The sequence below is a fragment of the Actibacterium sp. MT2.3-13A genome, assembly GCF_018139985.1.
Taxonomy (GTDB): Bacteria; Pseudomonadota; Alphaproteobacteria; order Rhodobacterales; family Rhodobacteraceae; genus JAGSOU01.
On record NZ_JAGSOU010000004.1, the window covers coordinates 1 to 19,189 of the forward strand.

The 19,189-nt window shown below is 67.6% G+C and carries 20 protein-coding genes; 6 read left to right on the top strand and 14 right to left on the bottom strand.

All coding sequences use genetic code 11. The annotated features are described in order from the left end of the window. The 6 genes from KCI33_RS04900 to KCI33_RS04925 form a co-directional block, all read left to right on the top strand. Positions 1–1,343, top strand: a 1,343-nt coding sequence (locus KCI33_RS04900) for a GGDEF domain-containing phosphodiesterase (protein ID WP_212523650.1), incomplete at its 5' end; no start/stop codon positions are given. A 90-nt stretch (positions 1,344–1,433) separates the two neighbouring features. Beyond that, on the top strand, positions 1,434–3,251 hold the full coding sequence (gene yidC, locus KCI33_RS04905; RefSeq protein ID WP_212523651.1) for a membrane protein insertase YidC: 1,818 nt from the start codon (positions 1,434–1,436) through the stop codon (positions 3,249–3,251). Positions 3,252–3,315: 64 nt separating this feature from the next. After that, positions 3,316–3,969 carry a ribosome biogenesis GTP-binding protein YihA/YsxC gene (yihA, locus tag KCI33_RS04910; RefSeq protein ID WP_212523652.1) on the top strand — a complete coding sequence of 218 codons (654 nt, stop codon included), beginning with the start codon at positions 3,316–3,318 and terminating at the stop codon, positions 3,967–3,969. 105 nt (positions 3,970–4,074) lie between these two features. Continuing rightward, positions 4,075–4,944: an acetylglutamate kinase gene (argB, locus tag KCI33_RS04915; RefSeq protein ID WP_212523653.1), complete on the top strand. Its 870-nt coding sequence runs from the start codon at positions 4,075–4,077 to the stop codon at positions 4,942–4,944. 3 nt (positions 4,945–4,947) lie between these two features. Then, a complete protein-coding gene (locus tag KCI33_RS04920) occupies positions 4,948–5,601 on the top strand; it encodes a ferredoxin (RefSeq protein ID WP_349252178.1) in 654 nt (217 codons plus the stop codon). Beyond that, the gene (locus KCI33_RS04925; RefSeq protein ID WP_212523654.1) at positions 5,598–6,101 is read left to right on the top strand and encodes a histidine phosphatase family protein; all 504 of its coding nucleotides are present in this window, start codon (positions 5,598–5,600) and stop codon (positions 6,099–6,101) included. The genes KCI33_RS04920 and KCI33_RS04925 overlap by 4 nt, the downstream gene beginning before the upstream one ends. Positions 6,102–6,238: 137 nt before the next feature. Here KCI33_RS04925 and KCI33_RS04930 read toward each other — a convergent pair whose 3' ends face one another. The 14 genes from KCI33_RS04930 to KCI33_RS04995 form a co-directional block, all read right to left on the bottom strand. After that, positions 6,239–7,030 (bottom strand): amino acid ABC transporter ATP-binding protein, encoded by a 792-nt coding sequence (locus KCI33_RS04930; RefSeq protein ID WP_282960707.1) that lies wholly within the window; start codon positions 7,028–7,030, stop codon positions 6,239–6,241. A 12-nt stretch (positions 7,031–7,042) separates the two neighbouring features. Continuing rightward, the gene (locus KCI33_RS04935) at positions 7,043–8,344 is read right to left on the bottom strand and encodes an amino acid ABC transporter permease (protein ID WP_212523655.1); all 1,302 of its coding nucleotides are present in this window, start codon (positions 8,342–8,344) and stop codon (positions 7,043–7,045) included. Between the two features lies 1 nt (position 8,345). Then, a complete protein-coding gene (locus KCI33_RS04940) occupies positions 8,346–9,602 on the bottom strand; it encodes an ABC transporter permease subunit (RefSeq protein WP_212523656.1) in 1,257 nt (418 codons plus the stop codon). Positions 9,603–9,739: 137 nt separating this feature from the next. Continuing rightward, a complete protein-coding gene (locus KCI33_RS04945; protein ID WP_212523657.1) occupies positions 9,740–10,756 on the bottom strand; it encodes an amino acid ABC transporter substrate-binding protein in 1,017 nt (338 codons plus the stop codon). A gap of 227 nt (positions 10,757–10,983) precedes the next feature. Further along, positions 10,984–11,700, bottom strand: a complete 717-nt coding sequence (locus KCI33_RS04950; RefSeq protein ID WP_212523658.1) for an ATP12 family protein — start codon at positions 11,698–11,700, stop codon at positions 10,984–10,986. Beyond that, the gene (locus KCI33_RS04955) at positions 11,697–12,383 is read right to left on the bottom strand and encodes an HAD-IA family hydrolase (protein WP_212523659.1); all 687 of its coding nucleotides are present in this window, start codon (positions 12,381–12,383) and stop codon (positions 11,697–11,699) included. The genes KCI33_RS04950 and KCI33_RS04955 overlap by 4 nt, the downstream gene beginning before the upstream one ends. After that, positions 12,380–13,423 carry an RluA family pseudouridine synthase gene (locus KCI33_RS04960; protein ID WP_212523660.1) on the bottom strand — a complete coding sequence of 348 codons (1,044 nt, stop codon included), beginning with the start codon at positions 13,421–13,423 and terminating at the stop codon, positions 12,380–12,382. The genes KCI33_RS04955 and KCI33_RS04960 overlap by 4 nt, the downstream gene beginning before the upstream one ends. Continuing rightward, a complete protein-coding gene (gene crcB / locus KCI33_RS04965; RefSeq protein WP_212523661.1) occupies positions 13,420–13,797 on the bottom strand; it encodes a fluoride efflux transporter CrcB in 378 nt (125 codons plus the stop codon). Before crcB ends, KCI33_RS04960 begins: the two co-directional genes overlap by 4 nt. 31 nt (positions 13,798–13,828) lie before the next feature. After that, on the bottom strand, positions 13,829–14,437 hold the full coding sequence (locus KCI33_RS04970; protein ID WP_212523662.1) for a cytochrome b/b6 domain-containing protein: 609 nt from the start codon (positions 14,435–14,437) through the stop codon (positions 13,829–13,831). Between the two features lie 3 nt (positions 14,438–14,440). After that, on the bottom strand, positions 14,441–14,890 hold the full coding sequence (locus KCI33_RS04975) for a cytochrome c (RefSeq protein WP_212523663.1): 450 nt from the start codon (positions 14,888–14,890) through the stop codon (positions 14,441–14,443). A gap of 132 nt (positions 14,891–15,022) precedes the next feature. Continuing rightward, a complete protein-coding gene (locus KCI33_RS04980; protein WP_212523664.1) occupies positions 15,023–16,330 on the bottom strand; it encodes a replication-associated recombination protein A in 1,308 nt (435 codons plus the stop codon). A gap of 23 nt (positions 16,331–16,353) precedes the next feature. Then, positions 16,354–17,739, bottom strand: coding sequence for a trypsin-like peptidase domain-containing protein (locus tag KCI33_RS04985; RefSeq protein ID WP_212523665.1), 1,386 nt, complete (start codon positions 17,737–17,739; stop codon positions 16,354–16,356). Between the two features lie 105 nt (positions 17,740–17,844). Then, the gene (locus KCI33_RS04990) at positions 17,845–18,435 is read right to left on the bottom strand and encodes an acyl-homoserine-lactone synthase (protein WP_212523666.1); all 591 of its coding nucleotides are present in this window, start codon (positions 18,433–18,435) and stop codon (positions 17,845–17,847) included. Positions 18,436–18,494: 59 nt separating this feature from the next. Beyond that, complete coding sequence (locus tag KCI33_RS04995) at positions 18,495–19,106, bottom strand: autoinducer binding domain-containing protein (protein WP_212523667.1); 612 nt, start codon at positions 19,104–19,106, stop codon at positions 18,495–18,497. Positions 19,107–19,189 lie beyond the last annotated feature (83 nt).

A 19,189-nucleotide genomic window follows, 5' to 3' on the forward strand; every position in this document is an offset into this window, starting at 1 on the left:
GGGCCGCCGCGCGCGATCCGGCGGCGGGCCAGCCGCCGCGGCAGGCGGTCATCGCCGCGCTGGACCGCGCGCTGGCCGACCGCGACGGCCGGAACACGGCCACCGCCTGCCTCGCGCTCGAACTGGAGGGGCTCGAAAAGATCGAGCGGCGACTGGGCCGCGCGGCCGCAGACGTCGCGCCGGCGCGGGCGGCCGAACGGCTGCTGGCCGCGCTGCGCGGCAGCGACCTGCTGGGCCGGCTGGACCGGGCGCGTTTCGCCGTCGCGCTCGGCCCGATGCCCCGCGCCGATGCCGGCGCGCTGACGCAGATCGCGGGCGGCCTGCAGGACGCGCTGGACGAGCCGCTCGTCATCGGCGGGGGCAGCGCCCGCCTGACCTGCTCGATCGGCTTCTGCCTGCCCGAGCGCAGCCCGGGCCGCGACGGCGCCGCCCTGCTGACCGCCGCCGAGACCGCCCTGCGCGAGGCCCGCCGGCACGGCCCCGGCGCGATCCGCGCCTTTTCGCGCGCGATGCAAGTCTCGGCCAGGTTTCGCAGCGGCCTCGCCGACGAGGTGGCCGAGGCGCTGGACCGCGACCAGATCCGGCCCTGGTTCCAGCCCCAGACCTCGACCGACACCGGCGCGGTCACCGGATTCGAGGCCCTGGCGCATTGGCGCCATCCCACCCACGGGGTGATCCCGCCGGAGGCGTTCCTGCCGGTGATCGTGCAGACCGGCCTGTCGGGGCGGCTGAACGACCGGATCCTGGTCCACACGCTGTCGGCCCTGCGCAGCTGGGACAAGGCCGGGCTCAACGTGCCGGCGGTGGGCATCAATGTCTCCGGCCCCGAGTTGCGCGACCCCGGGACGGCCGAGCGCATCATCCGGACGCTCGACCGCTTCGGCGTCGCGCCGGGGCGGCTGACGCTGGAGGTGGTGGAAAGCGTGCTCTCCGGCGCGGACGATGACATAGTGGCCCGCAACATCGCGGCGCTGGCGCAGCGCGGTTGCGGCATCGACCTGGACCATTTCGGCACCGGCGAGGCCTCGCTGGCGGCGATCCGGCGCTTCGCCGTGAGCCGGCTCAAGATCGATCGCGCCTTCATCGCCCGCGTCGACCGCGACCGCGCCCAGCAGGACATGGTCGCCGGCATTCTGATGATGTGCGAGCGGCTGGGCCTCGGCACCCTCGCCACGGGGGTGGAGCGGGTGGGCGAGCACGCGCTGCTGGCGCAGCTGGGCTGCGGGCATGTCCAGGGCCACGGCATCGGACAGCCGCTCCCCTTCGAGGACACGCTGGCCTGGATGCGCGGGCACAACGGAAAACTGCAGCGGGCCGTCCGCCTGGGCCTGCAGGCGGGTTAGCGCCGGGGTATTCGGTGAAAACCGCTTGACCTCCGGGCGCTCAGTCTGTTGAACCTCCGTGACCTTTCACAGGACAGGTGGCGGCCCCTCATGGACGATCAGAACAAGAACCTCATCCTCGCAACAGCGCTCAGCTTCATTGTGATCCTTGCGTGGTTCATCCTCTTCCCGCCGGAAGAGCCCGTGGTCGATCCCAACGCGCCCGCCGTGACCCAGACCGCCGGGACGGCCGCCCCCGGACAGGCCGTAACCCCGCCGGCCGCGGGCGCCCCGGCAGCGGCCACCGCGGCCGAGCCCGCACCCAGCCCCGCGGCCACGGCGCCGCGCGTGGCGATCGAGACCCCGCGCCTGGCCGGCGCGCTGTCGCTGCTGGGCGGGCGCATCGATACACTTTCGCTGAGCGACTACAACGAGACGCTGGAGCCCGACTCCGGCAAGGTGTCGCTGCTCTCGCCGGTCAGCGCGGAGAAGCCCTATTACGCGCTCTACGGCTGGGCCCCGGCCGGCGATCTGGGCTATGAGGACGTGCCCGGCGCCAACACGCTGTGGACGCTCGAGCGCGGCGAGACCCTGACCCCGGACAGCCCCGTCACCCTGAAATGGGACAACGGCAAGGGCCTGACCTTCCGCCGCACCGTCGCGGTGGACGAAAATTACCTCTTCACCGTCACCCAGTCGGTCGAGAACGCCACCGGCGCGCCGGTCCGCATGGCCCCCTACGGCATCGTCGCCCGCCACGGCGAACCCGAGACCGCGGGCTTCTATGTGCTGCACGAAGGCGTGGTCCGCCAGTCCGACAAGGAACTGGAAGAGATCAAGTACAAAGACATGCCCGACATGGATTTCGTCGACCGCGAGGCCGCCCGCGCCGAGGTCGTGCAGGTCGAGGCGAACGGCTGGATCGGCTTCACCGACAAATACTGGATGACCACGCTGATCCCCAGCCCCGGCCAGGCCTTCACCTCGGTGGTGAAATACGTCTCCGGCGCCGACATCTACCAGGTCGAGACCCGTCTGCCGGTGATCGAGGTGGCCGCGGGCGGCTCGGCCCAGACCGAGACCATGCTGTTCGCCGGCGCGAAGGAATGGGAAACCATCCGTCATTACCAGAATGACACCGGCATCTTCCGCTTCATCGACTCGATCGACTGGGGGATCTTCTTCTTCCTGACCAAGCCGATCTTCTCCATGCTGCACTGGCTGCACGGCTTCATCGGCAACATGGGCTGGTCGATCATCGCGCTGACCTTCGTGATCAAGGCCGTTCTGTTCCCGCTGGCCTACAAGTCCTACAGCTCCATGGCGAAGATGAAAGAGCTTCAGCCGCGGATGGAGAAGCTGAAGGAAGAAGCCGGCGGCGACCGCCAGAAACTCCAGCAGGCGATGATGGAGCTCTACAAGAAGGAAAAGGTGAATCCCGCCTCGGGCTGCCTGCCGATCCTGCTGCAGATCCCGATCTTCTTCTCGCTCTACAAGGTGATCTTCGTCACCATCGAACTGCGCCAGGCGGCGTGGATCGGCTGGATCCAGGACCTCAGCGCACCCGATCCGTCCTCGATCATCAACCTGTTCGGCCTGCTGCCCTATGCCGTGCCGGACCTGGGGGCGTTCCAGCTGATCTCGCTGGGCGTGCTGCCGATCCTGCTGGGCATCTCGATGTACCTGCAGCAGAAGCTGAACCCGGCCCCCACCGACCCGGCGCAGGCGATGGTCTTTGCCTGGATGCCCTGGGTGTTCATGTTCATGCTGGGCAAGTTCGCCTCGGGCCTCGTGCTCTACTGGATCGCGAACAACACGATCACCTTCACCCAGCAATACCTGATCATGCGCAGCCACGGCTTCAAACCGGACGTGTTCGGCAACATCAGGTCGAGCTTCAGGAAAAAGTCCAAGTCGGACAAGAAATGAGGGCCGGGGCCGCCCGCACGGCGGCCCCCGCCTCCCCCGCGCCCAGAGACGAGGTGAGCGTGCCATGACTGCCCTGCCCTTCCCCCTGGCCGAGGAGCCCGACGAGATCACCCGCGAGAAGGGTCGTCTGCTGTTCGCGGGCGCGACCGATTTCCTCAAGGGCGTGGTGGCCATGGACGGGCTGCCGCCCGCCGACCGGCTGGAGGTCTGTTTCGCCGGTCGCTCCAACGTCGGGAAATCCAGCCTGATCAACGCGCTGACGGGGCGCAAGGGGCTCGCCCGCGCCTCGAACACGCCGGGGCGCACGCAGGAGATCAACTATTTCACCTGCGGCGACAGCCATTACCTCGTCGACCTGCCCGGCTACGGCTTCGCCGAGGCGCCTCTGGCCGTGGTCGAGAAATGGCAGCGCCTGCTGAAGGCCTATCTCCAGGGCCGGCAGACCCTGCGCCGCGCCTTCGTGCTGATCGACCACCGTCACGGCGTCAAGAAGGTGGACGAAGAGATCCTCACTCTGCTCGACCAGGCCGCCGTGCCCTTCCAGGTGGTGCTGACCAAATCCGACAAGGTGAAGGAAAAGGACCGCGAGCGGGTGCTCGACCAGGTTCGCGCGGCGCTGGCCAAGCACCCCGCCGCCTTCCCCGAGATCGTGGCCACCTCGTCGGAAAAGGGCGACGGCATCGCCACGCTGCGCGCCATCATCGCGACGCTGGAGTAATGCCGCGGCCCGCCGCGGGGGCCGCGGCAGCGGGGGGCGGGCGACGGTAAACACTTGCCGCATCGGCGGCGCCGGTTTACCAAAGGCCCTCAAAGGACACGACGGATGAAAAAGCAGACCGCCATGAACCGCGACTGGATCGCCACCGCCCGGACCCTCTCCGAGGCGCTCCCCTACCTGCAGCGCTACGACGGGGCGACCGTCGTCATCAAGTTCGGCGGCCATGCCATGGGCGACGACGCGGAGATGGAAAGCTTCGCCCGCGACGTGGTGCTGATGCAGCAGGTCGGCCTGAACCCGGTGATCGTGCATGGCGGCGGCCCGATGATCAACGAGATGCTGGCCAAGCTCGACATCAAGTCCGAATTCGTGAACGGCAAGCGCGTCACCGACGAGGCCACCGTCAAGGTGGTCGAGATGGTGCTCTCGGGGTTGGTGAACAAGCGAATCGTGCAGGCGATCAACAGCCAGGGCGGCAAGGCCGTGGGCCTGTCGGGCAAGGACGCCAACCTGATGGTCTGCGACCAGACCGACCCGGCGCTCGGCTTCGTCGGCACGCCGGCCGAGATGAACCCCGCGGTGCTGCGCCAGCTGGCCGCGGCCGAGATGATCCCGGTGGTGGCGCCGCTGGGCGCGGGGCGCGACGGCGAGACCTTCAACGTGAACGGCGACACCGCTGCGGGCGCCATCGCCGCCGCGCTCAAGGCCGACCGGCTGCTGCTGCTGACCGACGTGCCCGGCGTCAAGGACGAGAGCGGCGAGGTCGTGACCGAACTCACCCCCGACCAGATCCGCGCGATGACCGCCTCGGGCGTCATCGCCGGCGGCATGATCCCCAAGACCGAGACCGCGCTCGCCGCGATCGAGGGCGGCGTGCGCGCGGTGGTGATCCTCGACGGCCGCGCCCCCAATGCCTGCCTGCTGGAGCTGTTCACCGAACATGGCGCGGGCTCGCTGATCCGCGCGCCGCGCTGAGCGGTGGCCGGTCTGGCCGCGATCGACAGGCTGGCCGCCCGGTGCGCCCTTGAGATCTTCGGTGCCTTTCACCCCGTTCCCGGCGACGGCGCGCCCGAGGGCTGCGCCACGCTGGTACTGCTCGGCCCGCGCGAGCCGGGCTTCTGGCCGCATGTCTCCGCCCAGCCCGAATTCGGCGACGGCGCGCCCGATCCGCTGGACCGCTGGTCGGCACGGGTGATCGGCGCGCTTGCGGATGAGATCGGGGCGGAGGCGCTGTTCCCCTTCACCGGCCCGCCGTGGCGGCCCTTCTACGACTGGGCGCTGAGGGCGGGCACCGCGTGGCCCTCGCCGGTCCGGCTGCTGGTCCATGCCAGGGCCGGGTTGATGGCGTCGTGGCGCGGCGCGCTGGCGCTGGGCACGCGGCTGGAGCTGCCGCCGCCGCCGCCCTGCCCCTGCGACGATTGCGACGATCGCCCCTGCGTCGGCGCCTGTCCCGTGGGCGCGCTGGGCGCGGCGGGCTATGACGTGCCGGCCTGCCACGCCTTCCTCGACAGCGACCGGGGCGCGTCCTGCCTTGCGGCCGGCTGCCAGGTGCGACGCGCCTGTCCCGTCAGCCGATCCTATGGCAGGATGCCCGAACAATCCGCGTTCCACATGGCAGCCTTTCACCGATGACCCTGCGCCTGATCCTGATCCGCCATGCAAAGTCCGGTTGGGACGACCCGTTGCAGGACGATCACGACCGCGTGCTGAACGGGCGCGGCCAGCGCGCCGCGGTGCTGATCGGCGCCTGGCTCGCCGCGCGCGGCCATGTCCCCGCCGAGGTGGTCAGCTCCACCGCGCGGCGCACGCTGGAGACCTGGGAGCGCATGGCGCCGGCATTTCCCGAAAGCACCCTGATGCGGCGCGATCCGGGGCTTTACCACGCCTCGGCCGACCGCATGCTTGCAGCGCTGCACGATTGCGCCGCCAGCCCGGCGATGATGCTTGGGCACAACCCCGGCATCGCCGAGTTCGCGGCGCTGCTGCTGGCCGCGCCGCCGGCCCATCCGCGGTTCGCCGCCTACCCCACCTGCGCCACGCTGGTGGCCGATTTCGACGTTGGCGACTGGGCGGAGGTGCGTTTCGGCACCGGCCGGGTGGTGGATTTCGTCGTGCCGCGCGATCTGGAATAACCGCGCGCGGAAGCGACTCTCACACGCCCCTCCCCCCAAGGCGGGCGCCATCGCGCCCTCCGCGCCCGGTCTGGACCGCGCAAAAGAAACCCCGGGCCGCTGGCCCGGGGGTAATGCACAGGAAACAACGCCTTGCGTCAGTGCCCGAGGATCTGGCTGAGGAACAGCTTGGTGCGGTCGCTCTTGGGGTTGTTGAAGAACTCCTCCGGCTCGTTCTGCTCCACGATCTGGCCCTGGTCCATGAAGATCACGCGGTTCGCCACCTGCCGGGCGAAGCCCATCTCATGCGTCACGCAGAGCATGGTCATGCCCTCCTCGGCGAGCTCGATCATGGTGTCGAGCACCTCCTTGATCATCTCCGGGTCGAGCGCCGAGGTCGGCTCGTCGAACAGCATGATCCGCGGCTTCATGCACAGCGAGCGCGCGATCGCCACCCGCTGCTGCTGGCCGCCCGACAGCTGGCCGGGATACTTGTTCGCCTGCTCGGGGATCTTGACCTTCTCCAGGAAATGCATGGCGGTCGCCTCGGCCTCCTTGCGGGGCACCTTACGGACCCAGATCGGAGCGAGCGTGCAGTTCTCGAGGATGGTCAGATGCGGGAACAGGTTGAAGTGCTGGAACACCATGCCGACCTCGGAACGGATCTTGTCGATGTTCTTCAGATCCGAGGTCAGCTCGGTGCCGTCCACGATGATCTGGCCCTCCTGGTGCTCTTCCAGCGCGTTCAGGCAGCGGATCAGCGTGGACTTGCCCGAGCCCGACGGCCCGGCGATGACGATGCGCTCGCCCTGGTTGACCGTCAGGTTGATGTCACGCAGCACATGGAAGGACCCGTACCACTTGTTCATGTTGGCGATCTGGATGGCGACCTCGTCGCTGACATTCATCTTGGAGCGGTCGATTTTGCGGTCGATGGCAAGTTCAGACATGTTGTGAACTCCTTAACGGTGACCAGTCTGAAGCTTGCGCTCCAGGAACATGGAATAGCGGGACATGGAGAAGCAGAAGATGAAGAACATCAGCGCGATGAAGCCGTAAAGCTCCCACACGATGCCGTTCCAGTTGGCATCTGCCCGGATGGCGTTCGACAGGCCCAGCGGGTCCAGCAGGCCGATGATCGACACCAGCGTGGTATCCTTGAACACCCCGATGAAGGTCGACACGATCCCGGGGATTGAGATCTTCAGCGCCTGCGGCATGATGATCAGCCGCTGCGCCTTCCAGTAGTCCAGCCCCAGGCTGTCGGCGGCCTCGTACTGGCCCTTGGGCAGCGCGGCGAGCCCGCCGCGGATGACCTCGGCCATGTAGGCCGACGCGAACAGCGTCACCATGATCATCACCCGCAGGATGATGTCGAAATTGGTGCCCGGCGGCATGAAGATGTTCAGCAGGGTCGAGGCCACGAACAGCAGCGTGATCAGCGGCACGCCGCGGACGAATTCGATGAAGCCGATGCACAGCGTGCGCACGATCAGCAGGTTCGACTGCCGCCCCAGCGCCAGCACGATGCCGATGGGCAGCGAACAGACGATGGCCACCACGCCGATGGTGATCGACAGCATGAAGCCGCCGAAAGCGCGGCTTTCGACCGGCTCGATGCCGACGGGCAGGATCGACTGCACCAGCGCGGCAAACGGGCCCGCGAGCAGCATCCACCACAGCACCGGCGCCGCGACGCCGGCGATGATCGCGGCCAAGCTGCCGTTCAATTGGGAGACCCCGCGGAAGGCGCCATAGCCCAGCACGAAGCCCAGCGCCGCCGAGAGCGGAAGCCAGGCGGAGCCGCCCCACAGCAGCCACGGCACCGCGAAGGGCGCGACGACCGCCAGCCACAGCATCTTGCGCGGCAGCGCCGAGAACAGGATCGGCGCCAGCGCGGCCAGGGTCAGCAGGAAGGCGATGTTCGGGCGCCAGTACAGGTGGTCAGGATAGAAGCCGTAGATCAGCTGCAGGTAGCGTTCGCGCACCACCGCCCAGCAGGCGCCGCTCGCGCCCTCGCCATGCGCGGCGGAGATCGCCTCGCGGCACTGGCTCAGCGAGTTCGCCGTCCAGCTGGACTGGAACATCCAGGGCAGGACGCCGGCCAGCACATAGTAGATGAAGCCCAGCGACACGACCGTCAGGATCGAGTTGAACCAGCCCGAGAACAGGTTCTCGCGCATCCAGCCGATCAGCCCGACCGAGGTGGCAGGCGGCGTCTTTTCAGGCAGCATCTCGGTTCGGACAAAGGAAATATCTGCCATCTTACCGCTCCACCAGTTTGACGCGTTCGTTGTACCAGTTCATGACCAGCGAAATCGAAAGCGAGATCGTCAGGTAGACCAGCATCAGGAGCAGCACGCATTCCAGCTCGCGCCCGGTCTGGTTCATGGTGATCCCGCCCAGCGTGCCGGTGATGTCCATGTAGCCCACGGCGATCGCCAGCGACGAGTTCTTGGTCAGGTTCAGGTACTGCGAGATCAGCGGCGGGATGATCACCCGCAGCGCCTGCGGCAGGATCACGAGGTTCATGATCCGGTTCGGACGCAGGCCCAGCGCGGCGGCGGCCTCGGTCTGGCCCCGTGAGATGGCCAGGATGCCGGCGCGCACGATCTCGGCGATGAAGGCAGCGGTGTAGAGGCTCAGCGCCAGCCACAGCGCCAACAGCGAGTTGCGCATGTAGATGCCGCCCTGGAAATTGAACCCCTTCAGCGCGGGGAAGCCCAGGTGGAAGCCCAGCCCCGCCAGCAGCACGATCACCGGCACGGCCACAACGCCCAGGCGCTGATACCATGTCGTCGGACGGATGCCGGTCGCCTCCTGCACGCGGTCGGCGCGGACCTTGATCCGGTGCGAGACGTAGAGGCCGCCGGCCAGCACCGCGACAATCGCGATCAGGTCGAGGCTGATGTTGAAGGCGCCGAAGAACGAGACATCGCCCAGGCTGCGGCTGAACAGCGGCTCGGGAACATAGAGGCCGCGATTGGTCACCGCCACGGAATCGCCCAGCCACATCGAGGCCGTGGCGTTCTCGCCGCGGAAGGCGTTGGGCGCGGGCAGGGTCTCGATCAGCATGGCCATGAAGAACACGATCCACAGCAGCACGGGCACGTTGCGGAAGGTTTCGACATAGACGGTCATGATGCGCGCCACGAGCCAGTTGCCGGACAGGCGCAGCACCCCGATCACCACCCCCAGCACCGTCGCCAGCGCACAGCCCATCGCCGCGACCATCAGCGTGTTCAGCAGGCCCACGAAGGAGGCGCGCAGATGGCTGTCGCGCGAGTTGTATTCGATCAGGCGCTGGTTGATGTCATAGCTGGCCGGTTCGCTGAAAAACCCGAAATCGATCGGCTTGCCCAGCGCATTGAGGTTCTGGATGGTGTTGTTGATCAGCCAGGCCGCCATCAGCATGAACCCGAACATCGCCACGACCTGGATGGTCATGGAGCGATACCGGGTGTCGTATATCAGCATGCTGAGACGAAACGACTCCTTGTGAGGGTCGGTGAATGTCGTCATCGGATTTCCCCGTAGCCCCTGGGCTTGGCCTTGCGGCGCGTTTTTCTCCGCGCTCTTCGTGCCCAGTTGTTCTGTTGTTTTCGGACCTGAAAAGAAGGAAGGGCGCGGACCGTGCCGCGCCCCTCGCCATGCTGATATCAGCGGAAGGGCGGTGAGTAGAGCAGGCCGCCGTCGGTCCACTGCGCGTTCAGGCCGCGCGCCAGGCCGATCGGGGTGTTCTCGCCGATGTTCTTCTCGAACAGTTCGCCGTAGTTGCCGCCCGCCTTGATGGCCTTCACGGCCCAGTCGGCCGACAGGCCGAGCATCTCGCCGAGGTTACCCTCGCTGCCCAGAAGGCGGTTGATTTCCGGGTTGTTGGTGCCCTTGGCCAGTTCGTCGATATTGGCCGAGGTCACGCCCAGCTCTTCGGCGGCGATCAGCGCGTTCAGCGTCCAGCGCGCGACGTCGCCCCACTCGCTGTCGCCATGGCGCACGAGCGGACCCAGCGGCTCCTTCGAGATGATCTCGGGCAGCACGACATGGGCCGACGGATCCTCGAAGCTGGCGCGGGTCGCGGCCAGGCCGGAGGCGTCGGTGGTGTAGACGTCACAGGCGCCGGCCAGGTACTGCTGCTGCGCCTCGGCGTTGGTTTCGATCGGCACCGGCTCATAGCTGATGTTGTTGGCACGGAAGAAGTCCGCCAGGTTCAGCTCGGTGGTGGTGCCGGTCTGGATGCAGACGGTGGCGCCGTCCAGTTCCTTGGCCGAGGACACGCCCAGCGCCTTGGGAACCATGAAGCCCTGGCCGTCATAGTAGTTCACGCCGACGAATTCGAACTTCAGGTCGACGTCGCGCGAGAAGGTCCAGGTGGTGTTCCGGGCCAGCATGTCGACCTCGCCCGAGGCCAGCGCGGTGAAGCGGGTCTTGCCGGTGGTCGGCACGAACTCGACGGCGGCCGGATCGCCGAAGACGGCGGCGGCGACGGCGCGGCACATCCCCACGTCAAAGCCGTTCCACACGCCGTTGGCATCCGGCGCGGCGAAGCCGACGAGACCGGTGGTCACGCCGCAGTTCAGCTTGCCACGGGCCTTGACGTCGTCCAGCGTACCTGCAGCCGCAGCGCCGGCTGCCAGGCCGGCGACGGTCAGCGCGCCGAGAAATACGGTTTTCTTCATATTTACCTCTTCCTGATGGTCCACCCATTTGGGCGGCTTCTGTTTTCCCATCCCCGATCAAGCAGGGTGATACTGTGAGGCAGTGGTCCCCCGCAGCGCCGCAAGTTTGGGCAAATTAGCACGAAAACGTCAAGGGCACCGCCGGTTTTGACCAAGCGTCAACGCCGCCGCGGCGGGCTTTTTTCCGATTGATAAAAAACTGTGCGAAACCGGAGGCTTCCGGCCCATCAATCCGTCTTTTTCAGGAGTTCGAAAAAGTGAAGCGCCTGCCGGAACTGCTGTTTTTTTCGGGCCGCGGTCTCTGCGGCCTCCTCGTCGGCGCCCCACAGATCCTCCTGCCAGGTCTCATCGATTCTGGACAGCGCCCAGAGGGTCTCGGCATCGGCCCAGCCCTCGAGCGCGGCCAACCCTATGACCAGAGAGCCCGACAGCCCCACCAGATCATGCAGCGCGGTCAGCTCGAACGGGTCGAGCCGGTGCACGCGGGCGCTGAGCGCGCCCAGCGCCGGTTCGCTCTGGGCGACATGCATCACCCCCGCCGTCGGCGTCAGCCACGCGCCCAGCGCGCTTTCGGCCCAGTCGAGCAACGGGTCCCAAGCCTCGGCCTGACGCGCGGCCAGTTCCTCCGGGGTCTCGGCGCGGTAGCACAGCAGGTCGGTCCCGCCATAGGCGGCGATCAGGCCGGCCACCTCGTCGAACTGCGCCGCGACCTTGTCGATGGCGGCGTTGGCGGCGCGGGTGACGGGCATGGTCTCGGGGTCGATCTTTTCCCGCTGCGCGTCCCATTCCGCGGCCACCGCCTCGGCCAGGGCCCGGGTGGGCACAAGCAGCGGCGCCTTGGCCGGCGTCTTGACCGGGCGGCCGTCGAGCCGCACGCCGAAGCCTTCGGCCTCGCGCTCCACCGTCGCCTCTTTCCAGAACCGCTTCGCCGTCCAGCCGCTCATGCCGCCCTCTCCCAGAACATGTTCAGCGCCCGGTCGAGCGCGTCGAATTCGTCGATCACGATATCGGCACCGGCCGCGTGCAGGGCCCGCGCCGGGTGGTAGCCCCAGCTCACCCCGATGGTGCGGTAGCCCGCAGCGCGGCCCATCTCGATGTCGAAGGTGGTGTCGCCGACCATCACCGCCTCCTCGGCCTCGACCCCGGTTTCCCTCAGCGCGGCCAGCAGCATCGAGGGATGCGGCTTCGACGGATGGTCGTCCGCGGTCTGGCTGGTGTGAAAGAAATGGCCGATGCCGTGCGCTGAGAAGGCATGGTCGAGCCCGCGCCGGGCCTTGCCGGTGGCGACGCCGAGGAACAACTCGTCGCGCGGGTGGAGACGCTCCAGTGCCGCGCGGGCGCCGGGATACATCGGCGCCGCCGCCTCGCCGCCGCGCTCGGCGCGCAGGTCGATGAAGGACCGCTTGTAGCGCTCCGCCCCCTCCTCGACGGCGCGCGCGTCCATGTCGGGCGCCAGCCGCGCCACCGCCTGCGGCAGCGACAGGCCGACGATGGACAGTATCTCGGGCCGCGCGGGCACGGGCCGGCCCATCTCGGCAAAGGCGCGGGTCATCGCCTCGACGATGAAATCCTGGCTGTCGATCAGCGTGCCGTCCATGTCGAAGACGACCAGACGCAAAGGGGTCATTCCAGGTCCTCGAACGGGTCGTCGGGCACATCCCTTTCGGACCAGCCCAGCGTCTCCCATGTCTTCTTCATATGCGGCGGCAGGGGGGCGGTCAGGGTCAGCGTCGCGCCGGTGACCGGATGGATCAGCCGCAGCGAGCGCGCGTGCAGGTGCAGCTTGCGGGAAATCTCACCGCCCAGCTGCGCGCCCCAGCCGTCGCCCAGGTTCTCCTGCCCCGAGCCGCCGTATTTGCCGTCGCCGATGATCGGGTGGCCGATCTCGGCCATATGCGCGCGGAGCTGGTGGGTGCGCCCCGTCACCGGGACCAGCGCCACCCAAGACACCCGTCCGCCCAGCGCGCTGAGCACGGCGTAATCGGTGACCGCGCGCTTGGCGCCCGGGGTGCTGTCCACGGCCCCGGGATGGATGCAGAGCATCTTCTCGCCCTCGCCCTTGGCGCCGTGGCCCGGCGCCTTGACCAGGCCGAAGCGGATCGTGCCCATCTGCGGCTTGGGAGCGCCGGCGACCGCAGCCCAGTAGATCTTGCGCGTCTCGCGGGCGCGGAAGGCGGCGGTCAGGGCGCCCGCCACGGCGCGGGTGCGCGCCAGCAGCAGAATGCCCGAGGTGTCCTTGTCCAGCCGGTGCACCAGCCGCGGCTTCTCGTCATAGCCGAAGCGCAGCGCCTCAGCCATGCCGTCGACATGGCGGGTCTGCTTGCTGCCGCCCTGGGTGGGCAGGCCCGGCGGCTTGTTCAGCGCGATGATGTGGTCGTCGCGGTAGAGCACGCAGGACTGGATCAGCTTGGTGTCCGCGTCCGAGACCTTGGGCTTGGGCTGCGCGGTCAGCTCGCCCGGCTCGGGCAGCGGCGGGACGCGCACCTGCTGGCCGGCGGCGACGCGGGTCGCGGGCTTCACCCGGCCGCCGTCGACGCGGATCTCGCCCTTGCGGCACATCTTTTCGATCCGGCCCTGGGCGACATGGGGGAAACGCCGGCGGAACCAGCGGTCGAGTCGCTGATCGTCTTCGTCCTCGGTCACGGTCACTGTCTGCACGCCGCTCATGCCATCGCCCCCCGCGTCACCACCAGCCCCAGCGCGATCGCCGCAAGCGACAGGATCACCGAAGCCGCGACATAGCCCGCGGCCAGCGCGACCTGCCCGCGCTCGTAGATCGTCAGCGCATCCAGCGAGAAGGTCGAGAAGGTGGTGAAACCGCCCAGCAGCCCCGTCGCCAGCAAGGGCGACAGATGGGTGCCGCCCTTGCGGGCCAGCACGACCACCAGAACCCCCATCAGGAACGAGCCCACGATATTCACCGCCAGCGTCCCCCAGGGAAAGCCATGCCCCATGACGCGCACCGCCGCGACGCCGGTCAGATAGCGGCCCATCGCGCCCAGCGCGCCGCCCAATGCAACTTGTGCCAATGTCCAGATCATGGAGGCTAAGTCGTGCCCCCGGAGGCGCTTGTCAAGCCTGCCGGTCGCGCCGCACCGCTTTGCGGCCGGTAATCATCGGGCGCACCAGATCCTCGCCCTTCCACAGCCGGTAGAAGGCGATGGCCGCGAGGTGCAGCCCGACCAGCGCCAGCACGGCCAGCGACAGGCGGTAATGCCAGCTTGCGGCGCCCAGCGCCGCCTCGCGGCTGACCATATCGGCCAGCGGCCCGACATTGATGAAATCGTCCGGGTCGGCGAAAAGCCCGGTCGCCGCCTGCGCGGTCAGCACCGCCAGCAGCGCAAACACCGACAGCGCGCCCACCGGGTTGTGCCCCGGCCAGTAGCTGGGCGCGCGGCGGGGGATCTGCGCGGCGTAGCGCAGCGTCGCGCCGGGGCCGTAGAGGAAATGCGAAAACCGCGCGGAGGCTGGGCCGAACAGCCCCCAGATCAGCCGGAAGGTCAGGAGCGCGATCACCGCGTAACCGAAGTAGAAATGCAGCGTCATGATGCTGGGCCCGAACCGGCCCAGCCCCCAGGACGTCACGACGCAGACGACCAGCGCCCAGTGGAACAGACGCAGGGCCGGGTCCCACAGCGGGATCTCTTCGATCCCCTCGGGGCTGGTCGTCCGCTCGGTCACGGATCACTTGGCGCGGTAGTTGTCGTGGCAGGCCTTGCAGGCGCCGCCCACGCCGCCCAGCGCGCCGGCCATCTCGCCCTTGCCCTGGCCCGCGACGGCCTGCATCGTCACCGCGGCGGCGTTCAGGTCCGCGACCTTGCTCTCGATATCGGGCAGGTTGTCCCAGATCTTGGGCAGGGCACGGGTCTTGTCCGGGAAGTCGTCGGCCGAAGTCCCGGCCATGAAGAGATGCGCCGGCTTGTAGGTGCTGAGCGTCACCAGGTTGTCCGCCGCGGCCTGTGCGGCGGCGGCGTCATAGTCGCGCTCGCCCTTGGCCATGGCCGCCAGCACGCCGATATTCGCGCCCAGCAGTTTGAAATAGCCCTGGCGGGCGGCGATGGTGTCTTCGGCGGGACCGGCGGCCAGCGCGGTCGGGATGGCGAGGGCAAGGGCGGTGATAATGGCTTTACGCATGAGAATGCTCCCTTTGGACGGTGTTGAACACGCCTATTCTAAACGCGGCTATGTCAGCTTTCCGTCTACGATTTTTCGCCGCGCCGGTCACTTTTCCGATATCGCACAGCGGCTGTGCGAATCGCGCCCGTGTCATGTGCGGCGCGCCCTGAGCTTGGCAAAATAATCCACCCGGCGCTTGAGCTCGCGCTCGAAGCCGCGCTCGACCGGCAAGTAATAGACGCCGCGCCTCATGCCGTCCGGGAAATAGTCCTGCCCCGAGAAGGCATCCTCGGCATCGTGGTCGTATGCGTAGCCCTCGCCATAACCCTGCTCGCGCATCAGCGCGGTGGGGGCGTTCAGGATATGCTTTGGCGGCGGCTCGGAGCCGGTCTTCTTCGCCGCGGCGCGGGCGGACTTGTAGGCCAGGTATCCGGCGTTCGATTTCGGGGCGAGCGCAAGGTAGATCACCGCCTGCGCCAGCGCCAGATCCCCCTCCGGCGAGCCGAGGCGCTCATAGGTTTCCCAGGCGTGCAAGCAGATCGTCTGGGCCTGCGGATCGGCCAGCGCGATATCCTCGACCGCCATGCGGGTCAGCCGCCGCGCGAGATAGCGCGGATCCTCGCCGCCCTCCAGCATCCGCGAAAACCAGTAAAGCGCGGCGTCCGGGTCCGACCCGCGCACCGATTTGTGCAGGGCCGAGATCAGGTTGTAATGCTCATCCCCCGACTTGTCGTATTTCGCGGCGCGCTTCATCAGCCGGGCGGCCAGCGCTTCGGGGCCGAGCGTCTCGGCCACCTTCCAGGCCGCGACCTGCTCGACGAGGTTCAGCAGCGCCCGGCCGTCGCCATCGGCCATCTCCAGCAGCGCCTCGCGCGCCGGGCCGGTCAGCGGCAGGGGGCGACCCAGCTCCTGCTCCGCCCGCTGGGCCAGGCGTTCGAGATGGGCGAGGGTCAGCCGCTCCAGCACCAGCACCTGCGCGCGCGACAGCAGCGCCGCGTTCAGCTCGAAACTGGGGTTTTCGGTGGTGGCGCCGACCAGCAGGATGGTGCCATCCTCCATATGCGGCAGGAAGCTGTCCTGCTGCGCCTTGTTGAAGCGGTGGATCTCGTCCACGAACAGCAGCGTCCCCTGCCCGTTCGCGCGGCGCATCCTGGCCGCCTCGAACACCTTTCGCAACTCCGGCACGCCGGTGAAGATCGCGCTGATCTGCACGAAGGCGAGGTCGGTCTCGTCGGCGAGCAGCCGCGCGATGGTGGTCTTGCCCACGCCCGGCGGCCCCCACAGGATGAGCGAGGACAGCGAACCCGACGCCAGCATCACGCCCAGCGGCCCCTCGGGGCCGAGAATCTGCTCCTGCCCGATCACCTGCGCCAGTTTCGTCGGCCGCAGCCGGTCGGCCAGCGGGCGCGGCGCAGAGGAGTGCGCCGCCTCGGGCGCTTGATCGAACAAATCAGCCATGCGCGCAGCCTAGGCGATCACGCTCAGACACGGAAGCGCAGCACGCCGCGCCGGCCGTTGCGGAGATATTCTATGGACCAGCTGCGACTGTCGCTGCGCGCCGCCGCGCGCAGATCGCCGGTGTCGGCGATCCCGGCACCGTTGACCCGCAGCAGCACGTCGCCGGGGCGCAGCCCCACCTGCCCCGCCACCGCGCCCGGATCGAGAACCAGAACCCCCTGCGCCGGTTGCGGCAGGCCGAATTCGGCCATCACCGCGGGGTTGATGTTGACCACCGACAGACCGGCCAGCACCCGGCCCTCGCCCACCGTCACCGGATCGCGCGCGGGGATCTCGGGCGCGGCGACCAGCCGGATCGTGGCCTGCGCCGCGGCGCCGTCGCGCAGATAGGTAATCCGCATCTCGCCGCCGATCCCCTCGGCCGACATGCGGAACATCATCTCCTGCGGGGAATTCACCGGCTCGCCCTCCAGTTCGGTGATGACGTCGCCCACGGCGAGGCCGGCCTTACGGAAGGGGCTTTCGGGGTGCAGCTCGGTCAGCACCACGCCCACCGGCAGGCCCATGCCCAGCCCCTCGGCCAGCGCCGCGTCCACCGCCTGGCCGGAAATGCCGGCCCAGGGGCGCTCGAATCGGTCCTTGCCGGCGCGGGCCTGTTCGACGAAGCGCTGCACCAGGTTGGCGGGGATGGCGAAGCCGATGCCGTTCGACCCGCCCGAGCGGGTCAGGATCGCGGTGTTGATGCCGGCCAGACGGCCAGCCATGTCTACCAGCGCGCCGCCCGAGTTGCCGGGGTTGATCGCCGCGTCGGTCTGGATGAAATAGCCGCGCCCGCTGCCCACGAACACGCCCGAGCGCGCCAGCCCCGACACGATGCCGCTTGAAACGGTCTGGCCGATGCCAAAGGGGTTGCCGATGGCCAGCACCAGTTCGCCCACCTCCAGCGTGTCCGAATCGCGCAACGGCAATGCGGGCAGGTTTTCGGCATCGTTCAGCTTCAGGATGGCGAGGTCGGCTTCCTCGTCGCCCAGCAGCACCTGGGCGTCGAACTCGCGCCGGTCGTTGAGCACCACGCGGATCTCGGCGGCCTCGCCGACGACGTGGTAGTTGGACACCACGATGCCGTCGGACGACAGGATCACGCCCGAACCCAGCGAATTCTGAACCCGCGGCACGACGCGGCCGTAGTCGCGGAACAGATCGCGGAAGAACGGATCGTTGGCGAAGGGGCTGACGCGCTCGGCCACGATGCGCTTGGCGTAGATGTTGACCACCGCCGGGGCGCTTTTCCTCACCACCGGGGCGAAGCTGAGGGAGATCTCCGCCTGCGTCTCGGGCACGCGGGTTTCGGCCCAGACCGGGCCGAGGGACAGGCAGAGGGCGAGGAACGGCGCGAGTGCGGCTTTCATGGGGGTCTCCGTGAATTCCGGGATAGGGCTCATATGCGCCCATCGCGCGGCCGTTTCAACAGCCGGGGAGCCCCCCGCCCCTGGGCGGGGGGTCACCGCATCACATTAGTGCAGGTTGTCGGCAAAGTTCATCGAGACCACCTGGTTGTTGATGCCGTCGATTTCCATCACCGGCCCCATCGCGGTCATGTCCACACCGACCCGGCCCGCCCACCGCGGCCAGTTGGCGTTAAGCAGCGTCAGGCACTGGCGCGCGCCGAGGTTCCGGGCCGCCTTGGCCAGTTCGCTGACCAGCTGGGCGTGGACCCGGCGGCGGATGCCGGCGGGAACGTCATGGCTGACGAACAGCCGCGAGCTTTCCCACACCGTCTCCGACACCGGCGCCTCGTCATACAGCAGATGCGAGGGGATGGTGTCGAGCAGGCCAAGCTGGGCGTCGCGGATCATGTAGGTGTAGATGCCGCATTTCGCGGTGGTCGGCGTCAGGCGGTTGCCCGCCAGCACGCGGCCCAACTCGTCATGCACGACGACCCAGCGGCTGGCGGGGGTGTCGTACTGGTCATATTCCATGCCCAGGGCCTCGGGCAGGTCCCACTTGTTGTGGACGATGAACAGTTCCCGGCGTGCGCGCAGCATGTTCGCAAAGAGTTCGCCATGGTTGTGCAGGTTTTCGAAGGAAAGAGTAGTCGTGAGCATTTGAGCCTCCAGCAGGTTTGTTGAGTGAAGTTAAAACCTTGCGGAAGGCGGGGTGCCGTTCAGAGGAGCCCGTAATCCTTTGCGCGCTGAATGGCTTCGGCAGTGGTGCGCGCCATCAGGCGGTCGCGGGCTGATGTCAGCCGCGCTTTCAACGCACTTTCCGAGATACCCAGCTTAGCGGCTGCCGCCGCATGCCTATCGCCGTCCGCAATGCATCTGAGCGCTTCGATCTGGGCTTTGGTAAGCCTTTGCGGGGGCTCGGTCATATCATGAAGGCGTCTGACGAGGACTTCTATTTCGTCAATTTCGGCGTCCGTGAATTCCCGATCTGCTCGCGCCACACTCGCAATTGTCCTGGAGCGGATGGGCCCGCAGGAGATCGTCACGCCATGCCTCAGTCCGAATCTCGCGGCCTCTTTGAAGATGCCAAACGGATCCGGTATTTTTTTGTTGCTCCACCGGGTCGAGCCGGTGGTGCAAAATCCCCACGCGGTCATCGGATCGCGCAGAACATAACCGTTGTTCGTGTAATGATCGGTCCAGGCCTGGTTGTAGGTCGTGAAAGACATCACAGGCGACGTAAATCGAATATGTAAACCAAGGAAATAGCCCGCTTCGGCAAACGCGTCGAGCTTTCTCAGTTCGCGGTCGAAGGCTGATTTTTCAAACATGTCTTTTTAGACAAGTTGCGCGGATTTCCGTCAACCTTAAATTGTTGAGCACAGATCGGAGTTCTCACGACTCGGAGTAGCAA